The sequence below is a fragment of the Enterococcus sp. NBRC 3427 genome (assembly GCF_007996925.1).
GTDB classification, from domain to species: domain Bacteria; phylum Bacillota; class Bacilli; order Lactobacillales; family Enterococcaceae; genus Enterococcus_B; species Enterococcus_B lactis.
Window position 1 is genome coordinate 19438 of record NZ_BJLL01000036.1, and the last position, 8423, is coordinate 27860.

Genomic DNA, 8423 nt, shown 5'->3' on the forward strand with positions numbered 1-8423 from the left:
GCAAAAAGACAGGAATCGCTACAAATAAGCAATTCCTGTCTTTTCGTGAGTTGATTAATGGATAGATCCCATTAGTTTTTTGATTGGTTCTTTCACAGTAAATAGCAAGATACCACCAACGATTGCTACTGCACCGATAATACCGAAGTAGGCAGATTCTGTTCCCGGTGTGTAGAAGCGTGCAATTTGTGCATTGATTGCTTGTGAAGAAGCATCGGCTAAGAACCAAATAGCGATTGTTTGTGACTCAAATGCTCGTGGTGCTAATTTTGTTGTCACAGACAAACCAACTGGTGAAAGACACAATTCAGCAATAACCACGATGAAGAAACTTCCTAACAACCACAATGGACTTACTTTTCCACTTGTTCCATAAAGCATACCTGGCAACATCAATAGTAAGTATGATAATCCTGCAAACAAAAGACCAAGAGAGAATTTCACTACTGTAGATGGTTGGCGTTTGCCAAGTTTTGTCCACATCGTTACGAATACCGGCGTCAAAATAAAGATGAAAATCGGATTCAATGATTGATACCAGCTTGCTTGGATCGTCACACCAAATAGTGTAGATTGTGTACGTTCACTAGCAAATAAAGCTAAGATAGATGAACCTTGTTCTTGTAATGACCAGAAAATGATTGCTGCAAGGAATAATGGGATATACGCCCATACTCTTGGTTTTTCTTCAGCAGTTACATCTTTTGAAGTCAACATTTTGATAAAGTAATACAACGGTAAGATAATCCCCAATACACTGATTGTATTGACAAAAAAGTCGATTGTCAGATGACCAGTTAATTGTGCCCCACCGAATACTGCAGCAATAACAACAAGTGCGATGATCAAGTTACGGATGAATCCTTTACGTTCTTCAGTTGTCAAAGGATTCGGTGGTGTTGTACCCACTCCGTCTAATGTCTTGCGTCCTTGGATGATGTATTGTAATAATCCAAAGAACATCCCAATAGCAGCTAAAGAGAACCCTAAATGGTAGTTATATTCTTGACCGATTGTCCCAACGATTAGTGGTGCTAATAATGCCCCTAAGTTGACACCCATGTAAAAAATCGAAAATCCTGCATCTCTTCGCAAATCAGTCTTTGAATAAAGATGTCCGACCATGCCAGAAACGTTTGGTTTCAAAAAGGCGGTTCCTATAATAATCAATGCCATTGAAACAAATAATGTACTTACACCAAATGGTAAAGCCAAGACGATGTGTCCAAGCATAATGAAGACTCCACCAAAGAATACAGTGCGTTTTGCTCCTAACACTCGGTCAGATACCCATCCGCCGACGATACTAGACATGTAGATCAGAGATCCGTATATCGACATGATAGCTAATGCTGTTGCTCGTGGTAATCCAAGTCCCCCGTTGGCAACTGTATCGTACATATAATAGATAAGTAATGCACGCATACCATAATAACTAAATCGTTCCCACATCTCAGTGAAGAACAAAGTTGACAATCCCTTCGGCTGCCCGAAGAAGCCCTTGTCTTGCTGTTTTTCCATAATCTATACCCCAATTCTTTAAATTTTCAGAAAATATTATACATCTTTACCGAAAAATTTAACTAAAAAACTTATTTAAGAAATATAAACTAATTTTCTATAAAAACAAGTAATTTTTAATGGCAATATCATAAAAAAAAGAAGATAGAGATTTAATAATTATATATCAGCTGTTTTTTTCAAATAAGCAAAAATTCCTAAAACACAGCAATGAAAGCGATAACCAAGAAAATCCTTTTCTGACGATTTCCCTTATTAAAATTGTTTTTTGAACTTCGCTTATTTTTGTGAGCATATCTGTTTACTTACTTTTTGTAAGATGCTATACTTCATTTCGTAATCAATTAAAAAAATGCAAAACGCAAATCAAAGGAGAAATTTTATTATGACAACTTTTACTGACACTTTAAAAAACCGCCGTTCAATCTATCATCTAGGACGTAATGTTTCACTTTCTAATGAAGAATTGACAGCTTTGATCAAAGAAGCAATTAAAGAAAGCCCAACTGCTTTCAATGCTCAATCAACACGCGCAGTTATTCTTTTCGGAGATGCACATGAAAAACTTTGGGAAATCACTGAAGAAGCACTTCGCCCATTGACTCCAGCAGAAGCTTTCCCAAATACACAAAACAAATTAGCTGGTTTCAAAAATGGTTATGGTACAGTATTATTCTTCAAAGATACTGACGTGGTAAAAGGTCTACAAGAACAATTTGAATTATATGCAGACAACTTCCCAGATTGGTCAGAACAATCAAACGGAATCGCAACAGCGAACACTTGGGTAGCATTAGTTGATAAAGGATTGGGCGCAAACTTGCAACATTACAACCCAGTTATTGACGAAGCAGTTGCAAAAGAATGGAATATCCCTTCAAACTGGAAACTACGTTCACAATTAGTATTCGGTTCACCAGAAACACCAGCTGGGGAAAAAGAATACATGAACGATGCAGATCGCTTCCGTGTATTCGGATAATTTTACTTAAAAAAAACAGAGGTTGTGACAAACATCTTGTCGCAACCTCTGTTTTTTATTCTGGATCGATCATAATATCAATCTCCGCCTCATCGTTCAAGCGTTGGGACAAAAATGGAACTAATTCTTCTAATGATGCAGAAAATTTCAGCATCGGTCCCCGCCATCCGTTTCGGAAAAAATTCATTTTTACAATTTTAGAACCTTTTGGTTGGTACAACACGATTTTATTGATTTCAGAAAAAGGAACACCTTTTTTATCAAAGCTATTCAAGACAAGCCCTTCTTCTGTAATTCCTCGACTATCCAACAAAAAACTAATAAAAATCATCGCTGACAAAATCCCTTTTGCCAATTCATCTGCTGTAGGCTGACTGATGAGTGTGTACCAAATGACTAGTACTACCAAGAATGGTATGACCAAGTAAACCCATCGATTCCGAACAGTCCGATAAATAATTTCTTTTCGAACCAGCCAAAGAAATAAGAACATAACAACAACGAATAAAAACAATAGAACCGTAAAAAATGTTACCATGACAACTCGCCTCGCTTTTTCTTCTCCTGAAAACAGGAAAAGAATACTGATTTACCTTCTCAAAGAAATTGGACTTGCAGCACGCCGCACGTCCAATTATTTTCTTTATTCAAATGTATCATATTTTGCAACAACCATGCTTGCTTTTTCATCTAATAACTCTTGATCCTCTGCAGCACATTGGGCAACTTTGACCACGGCACAGTTTGTCATTTTTGATACAACTTCACCAACGACCGTTTTTGTAAAGCCAATTGGTTTGCATGCATATTGTTCTCCTAAATTAATCATTTCTTCCGTCATCAAAATCCTCCTAAACTGCTGGAACTTTTCTCCATATTACAATTGCTATTTTTTGGAGATTTAACTATTTGATTTTTTGTTTACAGTCAAAAATCAACCTTACAGGCATTATAGCGTACTGTTTTCGTTTTCACAATTAAAACAGCCGTTGTATCTAGAAGAATTTTTTCTAGAATAATAAATAATATTCCTCAAAAACTGATTATTTCTTACATATTTAAATAAAATACTTCCCTTCCCAATAAAAATACACTTATAATAGGAAAGATAAACAGCTGAAAAGGGAGATTTCCAATGAAGAAAAAAACATTTAAAAAACTATTGTTTCTAGGAGGTACAGCTACTCTTTTATTAAGCGGTACAAGTTATTACCTACATATCCATTCTTCAGAACATACAATGAATACTACACAAAAAAGTTCAACACAAAAAACGAAAAAGACAAAAGAGAAAGCAGAAGTTTTGCTAGATGTTCCATTAGAGAGCCAGTTTGACTCTCCTTCTCTAGAAAATGGCTGCGAGGTCACTTCACTTTCCATGCTTTTATCTTTTTATGGTTATGAAACGACTAAAAACCAGTTAGCTGAACAATTGGACTACGTTCCTGTTTTCAATGCAGATGGGACTCATGGCGATCCTAATGAAGGATTTGTTGGAGATATCAGTGGCGGAGACTGGGCTATGGGCGTCTATGTCCCTCCTGTTGCCTCTCTTGCTCAGCAGATCGTCCAAACAGATTATCATACCTTACCAAAAACAGATGCTCAACTAGATGATATCAAAAAAGCTCTATCTAAAGGGAATCCTGTATGGACTTCCGTGACTATCAATTTTGAAGTTCCTGATGAAACTGATTTTATGACTTGGACAACAAACAACGGAGAAGTAAGAGTCACTCCACTTGTTCATGCTTGTGTAGTCACTGGATACGACAAAGAAAATATTTACGTCAACGACCCCTATGGCGTAAAAAATCGAGCAGTACCGATCAATGATTTTTCGGCCATTTTCACTGCAATGGGCGGACAAATGCTAACTTTGGAGAAAAGCTAGTAATTAAAGTAAAAATCCCTTATACTCTAGATACCGAACCTTTGAAGGGAGCACAGATAATGGAAAAATTCACTCATAAAAAAATGGACCCAAATGAAATTCCGATTATTTTTGTCCGTGACCGCAAAGGAAATGTTCAAGGTAAAGTTTCTATTAATGAGTGGAACGAACGGCGCAGACCTGCTACCCTCAATGAACTAGAAATCAAACTGTATCGTCAAGCTCTTGTCTATTATGGAGACCAAGAGTATGGAAAAGCAATCGATTTATTAAAATTTCTGATCGCTCGAACGGAGTACACCCACTTTGAATATATTGAGCGTTTAGCAAACATTTACCATATCCTGAATGAACCTGTCAAAGAATATCAGTTGCTTGACTCCGTCTTGTCCGTAGCAGAGCGGATTGCCCTTCCTGCTGGATTGGAAAAGAAGCTGGTGCGCCGCCTTTTACGAGTAAAACAACAACTATCTGATCAAGAAAAATAACTTGCGTTTTTTTAGAAAAGTGCTATGATTATTTTGTTGAATAAATGGGATGTAGCCAAATTGGTAAGGCACTTGACTCTGAATCAAGCAATTGTAGGTTCGAACCCTGCCATCCCAATTTGATGAGCTTGTTGATAAGAAATGAACCCCTGAAAAAAGATCATTCTTTTTTCAGGGGTTTTTGGAATATTTTTATTATTCATTGTACAGTTTACATAATTTTATTATAATTAACAATTAAATCTGTAGCACTCATACAGTAGATTTAGCCAATAATTGCTAATGCTTTTTCCGGAACTTTTTCTCTAGGAACTTCTTCATACATTTCTATGTGTGCTCCTTTATTGCTGATTTTCAAATAATGATTTTCTTTTAACACAGAAAGTCCATTAAATTCAATTGTACGCTCTTCCCCATCGGCATTAGCAGCTTTTTGAACATACCTTGCCGTTCCATATTCATTTACTTCCTCTGGTTTTTGTGTTTTTACATAGACCTCACCTTTTTCAACTAATGGATTTAGTTGATCAAGTATACCAGGGATTTCCCCGTAACTTCCTTCAGTATAGTATTTCAGTCCAAATAGCAAAATACCACTAATCGCCGCCAATCCTATCAAATATTTAATCACTTTCATCTTTCTACCTCCTTGTTATATATTCAGTATATGGGGCAATTAGAAAAATTCCATCCGACCTAAGTTGGAGATTTTTCTCCTACTTTAGAAGCGAGAAACAAGTGTTTTTTTAGTAAAAATGATCGTTATTTGATATTATGGTGATGTGGATAATTTAGATTTTCTCGCTTTATCCATGGAAAAAAATCAAGTTGATGGCAAAGGATGTGTTCAAAATGAATCAAGAAGAATTATTTCAAAAAGTCAAGGAAATGATAAAAGGCGGCAACTTCGACGGCGCAAAACGATTTATCGAAGAACATAAAGAACAACTAGGTCCTTACAAAGAGAAAGCACAAAATCTTCTAAAAGACGTAAATATCGACAGTGTGAAAGACAAATTCAAAAATCTATTTAATAAGTAGGATTTTTCATTTCTGGAACACCGTGAATCAGAAGTTGTGAAAGAGACGTTCAGCCTTATTGCCGATAGGCTGTCTCTTGAACACCGTTTGTCCAGAAGAAGGGACTGTGACAAAAATCGTGTCACAGTCCCTTCTTTTTTCTGAATCATTCTTGTTAAAATAAGCGTGTTGGATCATAGTGATAAGTCACATTGCCGTTCAGCGATGCTTTTCCTACCACATATTTACGATTCTCCAATTTCAGCCATGCTTCTCGAAAAGCCATCAATTCTTCTCTCTTTACATCGATTTTTTCGATTTTTCCATCAATCAAATCTTGGATAAGTTGTTCATATGGATTCATTTTTTTCCTCCACTTGCTGTTAATCAATAAGTTGTAAAAATAGGTTCATATGCCTTTTTAGTATCCAGATCTTCTCTGACTTTGACTGTCGTATAAATAATTTTTTCTACTGGGATACTATAATAACTACCTTCACCGTTATTGAATCGGTGAACGTCTTTCTTTGCTAAAATACCATTGATTTTATTCGTCAGTACACGTTGTTCGACACTATTGCTTACAACATAGTAAATCACCCGAATATTATTGATTAAATGCAAATCGATTTCTAACACTACATGATCCATGAAAATTCCACTCCTTCTTTCACTTTGATTATAGCAAGTTTTCCCTATAAATTCAAAATCAATACATATTTTACTGGATAAATCCATAGAACTGCTTGCGCCTTCCCGCACAAAGTGTTATTTTGTATCTTGGACTTTATTTATTGGAGGCAATAGTATGATCGCGATCGGTCAGTTTGTTTTTTATATTCCTTTTTTTATTATGCTAAGCATTCTTTTCTATTACATAAAATGGACGAAAAAGAAGTTTTCAGTTTTACTGGCCTCTTTACCTGCCGTATATTTTACTTATCAGATTTTTTCTTTTAGACATTGGGAAACAACATCTGTATTAGTGATACACATCATCGAATTGACGCTTGCAGTAGTTTTTCTAATCATTTGGATCTATTTTTTATATAAAAATCAGAATTGAATCCTAGCAGTTTCAAAAGAAAACGATTAAAGATACAGCAAATCTCTGCTGATCTTTAATCGCTTTTTTCTATTCTGTGATACCAAAAAAATGTTTGAATCGGTGAAGAAGTGTTCCTTGTTTTAATTCTACAAATTCTTGTGCAATCGGATATTTTTCTTCCAAATTTTCTTTGTTCTTTTCAATCAGACTTTTTGCTTCTTCATATTTTTTATCTGCACATAATACTTTTACTTCCTGTAAAACTTTTCCTGCTTCCATTTACCTCACCCTCTTGCCTTTTTTATTGCTTTAAGTTTGATTTAAGCTATACGCATTATTCTATATTCATCCCAAATAACCTTTTTTCATTTTTTACTCCTCGAACCAGTCAGTTTTCTAAAGACTGATTGGTTCGTCTTTTTTATTTTTCATCCATTTTATTCTGCTCTTCTGCTAATTTGTCTAATGCTTTAATGGATGTGACAGTTTTCGCATAATCATAGCTGTATAATTCTGTAAATTTATCAGGCAGAACAAACCAAGCTGGATGGTAGCCGTTCGCAGTGATTGGGAATCCTTTATCTTGTTGATTATCTCCATCCCACCTTATAGCAACACCTTTTTTTCCTTTCCACTTTATTAAAGCAATCGAGTATCCTTTTTTTGTTTGTGTGCCGTCTTCAATAATTGCTAAAATTTCTATTTTTTCTTTTGGTGCACGAACTTCTTGAGGACGAACCATTTTCTATTCCTCCCTTATCTAATTACTTCACGACCAATACACTGCAAGGGGCATGTGAAACGACATAAGAAGCGGTCGATCCGACTAGTGCTTGTTGTATAGCTCCTTTTCCTGTCGCTCCCATAACGATCAAATCAATATTTTCTTGTCCAGGGATGACATTGGCAATCAAATTTCTTGGATCTCCAGTTTCAACTATTGCATGGATCTCAGCAATGCCGAACTCTTTGGCATCATTGATTTTTTTCAGCATGGCTACTTCTGTTCTTTGTTTTTCATCTGCATAGATTTTTGAAAAGGCATAGGCACTATGGGTCAGCTCAACTTTGTTGATGATTGACACGATAAATAAGTGGGCTTCATTGTCCTTTGCTAAGTCAAGGGCTTCAGCGAACGCTTTGATCGATTGTCTTGATCCGTCAACTGCTACCATGATGTTCTGGTATCTCTTACTCATTGGAACCGCCTCCTTTTTCTTTTATTGTAACATCTCAAGCAAAAATACAAAAAATATACGCAATATGTAAATAAAATGATGATTAAAAGCAATTTTTTTCAAGTTATTTATACATTTCTATTCTCATCAGAACACCTGTTCTAATCCCATTATTTCTGCATTATGTGAATTTCCTCATCATTTTTCACATGGGATGAACATCATTCTGTTACAAAAAACGTGGATTTGTCATAAATTGTCATGCTTCTTTTACCTATGAAATATTTTCACA

At 35.6% G+C, this 8423-nt stretch carries 14 protein-coding genes and 1 tRNA gene; 6 read left to right on the forward strand and 9 right to left on the reverse strand.

Features of this window, described 5'->3' with window-relative positions; all coding sequences use genetic code 11:
• Positions 1 to 54: 54 nt before the first annotated feature.
• On the reverse strand, positions 55 to 1521 hold the full coding sequence (locus ESP02_RS08690; protein WP_002315107.1) for a peptide MFS transporter: 1467 nt from the start codon (positions 1519 to 1521) through the stop codon (positions 55 to 57).
• Positions 1522 to 1906: 385 nt separating this feature from the next.
• Between ESP02_RS08690 and ESP02_RS08695 the strand changes: the two genes are divergently transcribed.
• On the forward strand, positions 1907 to 2503 hold the full coding sequence (locus ESP02_RS08695; RefSeq protein WP_002309425.1) for a nitroreductase family protein: 597 nt from the start codon (positions 1907 to 1909) through the stop codon (positions 2501 to 2503).
• A 55-nt stretch (positions 2504 to 2558) separates the two neighbouring features.
• Here ESP02_RS08695 and ESP02_RS08700 read toward each other — a convergent pair whose 3' ends face one another.
• Entirely contained in the window at positions 2559 to 3041 is a 483-nt protein-coding gene (locus ESP02_RS08700; protein ID WP_002315109.1) for a hypothetical protein, read from the reverse strand.
• 105 nt (positions 3042 to 3146) lie between these two features.
• Positions 3147 to 3344 carry a hypothetical protein gene (locus tag ESP02_RS08705; RefSeq protein WP_002315110.1) on the reverse strand — a complete coding sequence of 66 codons (198 nt, stop codon included), beginning with the start codon at positions 3342 to 3344 and terminating at the stop codon, positions 3147 to 3149.
• A gap of 294 nt (positions 3345 to 3638) precedes the next feature.
• Between ESP02_RS08705 and ESP02_RS08710 the strand changes: the two genes are divergently transcribed.
• The 3 genes from ESP02_RS08710 (at position 3639) to ESP02_RS08720 (ending at position 5003) form a co-directional block, all read left to right on the forward strand.
• The gene (locus ESP02_RS08710; RefSeq protein ID WP_038398873.1) at positions 3639 to 4397 is read left to right on the forward strand and encodes a C39 family peptidase; all 759 of its coding nucleotides are present in this window, start codon (positions 3639 to 3641) and stop codon (positions 4395 to 4397) included.
• 59 nt (positions 4398 to 4456) lie between these two features.
• Entirely contained in the window at positions 4457 to 4885 is a 429-nt protein-coding gene (locus ESP02_RS08715) for a hypothetical protein (protein WP_038398872.1), read from the forward strand.
• Between the two features lie 45 nt (positions 4886 to 4930).
• Positions 4931 to 5003 (forward strand) — tRNA-Gln (locus tag ESP02_RS08720).
• A 147-nt stretch (positions 5004 to 5150) separates the two neighbouring features.
• On the opposite strand, the gene ESP02_RS08725 is transcribed toward ESP02_RS08720, so the two are convergent.
• On the reverse strand, positions 5151 to 5522 hold the full coding sequence (locus tag ESP02_RS08725; RefSeq protein WP_038398871.1) for a YxeA family protein: 372 nt from the start codon (positions 5520 to 5522) through the stop codon (positions 5151 to 5153).
• Positions 5523 to 5737: 215 nt separating this feature from the next.
• Between ESP02_RS08725 and ESP02_RS08730 the strand changes: the two genes are divergently transcribed.
• The gene (locus ESP02_RS08730) at positions 5738 to 5926 is read left to right on the forward strand and encodes a hypothetical protein (protein WP_002292937.1); all 189 of its coding nucleotides are present in this window, start codon (positions 5738 to 5740) and stop codon (positions 5924 to 5926) included.
• 154 nt (positions 5927 to 6080) lie between these two features.
• On the opposite strand, the gene ESP02_RS08735 is transcribed toward ESP02_RS08730, so the two are convergent.
• Together ESP02_RS08735 and ESP02_RS08740 are read right to left on the reverse strand one after the other, a co-directional pair.
• Positions 6081 to 6269, reverse strand: coding sequence for a hypothetical protein (locus tag ESP02_RS08735; protein WP_002288067.1), 189 nt, complete (start codon positions 6267 to 6269; stop codon positions 6081 to 6083).
• Positions 6270 to 6292: 23 nt separating this feature from the next.
• A complete protein-coding gene (locus ESP02_RS08740) occupies positions 6293 to 6556 on the reverse strand; it encodes a hypothetical protein (protein ID WP_002292935.1) in 264 nt (87 codons plus the stop codon).
• A gap of 157 nt (positions 6557 to 6713) precedes the next feature.
• On the opposite strand from ESP02_RS08740, the gene ESP02_RS08745 reads away from it, so the two are divergent.
• On the forward strand, positions 6714 to 6971 hold the full coding sequence (locus tag ESP02_RS08745) for a hypothetical protein (protein WP_002292934.1): 258 nt from the start codon (positions 6714 to 6716) through the stop codon (positions 6969 to 6971).
• A 69-nt stretch (positions 6972 to 7040) separates the two neighbouring features.
• Here the strand turns inward: ESP02_RS08745 and ESP02_RS08750 are convergent, their stop codons facing one another.
• The 3 genes from ESP02_RS08750 to ESP02_RS08760 form a co-directional block, all read right to left on the reverse strand.
• Complete coding sequence (locus tag ESP02_RS08750; RefSeq protein ID WP_002292933.1) at positions 7041 to 7232, reverse strand: hypothetical protein; 192 nt, start codon at positions 7230 to 7232, stop codon at positions 7041 to 7043.
• A 142-nt stretch (positions 7233 to 7374) separates the two neighbouring features.
• Positions 7375 to 7695 carry a hypothetical protein gene (locus ESP02_RS08755; RefSeq protein ID WP_038398869.1) on the reverse strand — a complete coding sequence of 107 codons (321 nt, stop codon included), beginning with the start codon at positions 7693 to 7695 and terminating at the stop codon, positions 7375 to 7377.
• 22 nt (positions 7696 to 7717) lie between these two features.
• Entirely contained in the window at positions 7718 to 8152 is a 435-nt protein-coding gene (locus ESP02_RS08760) for a universal stress protein (RefSeq protein ID WP_002292929.1), read from the reverse strand.
• Between the last annotated feature and the right edge of the window lie 271 nt (positions 8153 to 8423).

Coding starts and splice junctions, on each gene's coding strand:
- ESP02_RS08745 (WP_002292934.1), top strand. CDS start 6,714: ATGATCGCGATCGGTCAGTTTGTTTTTTATATTCCTTTTTTTATTATG.
- ESP02_RS08760 (WP_002292929.1), bottom strand. CDS start 8,152: ATGAGTAAGAGATACCAGAACATCATGGTAGCAGTTGACGGATCAAGA.
- ESP02_RS08725 (WP_038398871.1), bottom strand. CDS start 5,522: ATGAAAGTGATTAAATATTTGATAGGATTGGCGGCGATTAGTGGTATT.
- ESP02_RS08755 (WP_038398869.1), bottom strand. CDS start 7,695: ATGGTTCGTCCTCAAGAAGTTCGTGCACCAAAAGAAAAAATAGAAATT.
- ESP02_RS08695 (WP_002309425.1), top strand. CDS start 1,907: ATGACAACTTTTACTGACACTTTAAAAAACCGCCGTTCAATCTATCAT.
- ESP02_RS08700 (WP_002315109.1), bottom strand. CDS start 3,041: ATGGTAACATTTTTTACGGTTCTATTGTTTTTATTCGTTGTTGTTATG.
- ESP02_RS08750 (WP_002292933.1), bottom strand. CDS start 7,232: ATGGAAGCAGGAAAAGTTTTACAGGAAGTAAAAGTATTATGTGCAGAT.
- ESP02_RS08690 (WP_002315107.1), bottom strand. CDS start 1,521: ATGGAAAAACAGCAAGACAAGGGCTTCTTCGGGCAGCCGAAGGGATTG.
- ESP02_RS08710 (WP_038398873.1), top strand. CDS start 3,639: ATGAAGAAAAAAACATTTAAAAAACTATTGTTTCTAGGAGGTACAGCT.
- ESP02_RS08730 (WP_002292937.1), top strand. CDS start 5,738: ATGAATCAAGAAGAATTATTTCAAAAAGTCAAGGAAATGATAAAAGGC.
- ESP02_RS08735 (WP_002288067.1), bottom strand. CDS start 6,269: ATGAATCCATATGAACAACTTATCCAAGATTTGATTGATGGAAAAATC.
- ESP02_RS08705 (WP_002315110.1), bottom strand. CDS start 3,344: ATGACGGAAGAAATGATTAATTTAGGAGAACAATATGCATGCAAACCA.
- ESP02_RS08740 (WP_002292935.1), bottom strand. CDS start 6,556: ATGGATCATGTAGTGTTAGAAATCGATTTGCATTTAATCAATAATATT.
- ESP02_RS08715 (WP_038398872.1), top strand. CDS start 4,457: ATGGAAAAATTCACTCATAAAAAAATGGACCCAAATGAAATTCCGATT.